Source organism: Mycobacterium sp. 852014-50255_SCH5639931, assembly GCF_001665605.1.
GTDB classification, from domain to species: Bacteria; Actinomycetota; Actinomycetes; order Mycobacteriales; family Mycobacteriaceae; genus Mycobacterium; species Mycobacterium paraffinicum.
In genome coordinates this window covers 1-1,252 of record NZ_LZSV01000005.1, presented here as the reverse complement: position 1 = coordinate 1,252, position 1,252 = coordinate 1, and the positions used below count along the sequence as shown (strand labels likewise).

1 protein-coding gene is annotated in these 1,252 nt (G+C 67.8%); it reads right to left on the bottom strand.

The features are described 5' to 3' along the window. Positions 1–1,250, bottom strand: a 1,250-nt coding sequence (locus A5758_RS04115; protein WP_067736837.1) for a PPE family protein, incomplete at its 3' end; no start/stop codon positions are given. Between the last annotated feature and the right edge of the window lie 2 nt (positions 1,251–1,252).

Genomic DNA, 1,252 nt, shown 5'->3' with positions numbered 1-1,252 from the left:
TATCCGGCTGATGGTGGGCGGGTCAGGACGCTGTAGCGGAAGCCGTATTTGTGGGAGTAGCCCGCGGCGGCGCCGGCGCGTCGGCCCATGACGCCGGTGGGCATGCCGCGTAGCAGGGCGTTGCCCGGCGGGCTGGCGGCCCCGGCGGTCTGGACGGGAAGGGCCTCGGCCTCGGCGGCGTTGGCCGGGCTGACCGCCGAGGTCAGCGTGGCCCACTGCTGGGGCACCGACAACGCCCCGACTTGGGTGGCCTGCCCGGCACCGGCCGAGACGACGTTGCTGCTGAGACTGCCCAGGTTGCCCAGGCCCAACTGGGCGAACTGCGGCGTCGGGAACCACGCACCGCCGGCACCGGCCGTGGTACCACCAGGACCCGACACCAACTGCTGAGCAAGCTGCGACCAAAACGCCGGTATACCGTTCGAGAAATAGGCAAGACCCGAGGTCTGCTTGAGGATCACCGTGTACAACGTGGGGTTCAGCCCGAGGTAATTGTTGGTCGGGGTGGGCAACCCACTCTGCGAGAAGTTCTGAATCGCACTCGTCAGCCAGGTAAATGGCCCGGGTTGCGACGACGTCGCGGTCACCTGGGGCGCCGCGGTGCTGACTAATTGCGTGGTCGCCAATTGCGGGGTGCTCGAGGCCACCGTCTGCGCGGTGTTGCCCGCCGGCTCCTGGGCGGCCTGAGTCACCGCCAACGCCTGATCGGCCACCCCATCGGGAGTAGTGGTATTCGGCGGGGCATTAAACGGCGCCAACTCCGAGGCCGTCGCCGAGGCCGCCGCATACCCATACATCGCCGCCGCGTCTTGGGCCCACATCTCCATGTACTGGGCCTCGGTCGCCATGATCGCCGGGGTGTTCTGCCCAAAGAAATTCGTCGCGATCAACGTCGCCAACAACACCCGATTGGCCGCAATCACCGGCGGGGGCACCGTCATCGCAAACGCCGCCTCAAAAGCCGCCGCCGCCGCCCGACCCTGACTGGCCGTGTCCTCGGCCAACCCCGCCACCGCACCCAACCAACTCACATACGGCACCACCGCCGACACCATCGACGACGCCGCCGGACCCACCCACGGCCCCGCCGTCAACTCCGAAACCACCGAGCTATACCCACTAGCCGCCGCAGCCACCTCAGCAGCAATCTCATCCCACGCCGCCGCCGCAGCCATCAACGGCCCCGAACCCGGACCCGCATACATCCGACCGGAATTAACCTCCGGCGGTAACGCCCCGAAGTCAAACACCT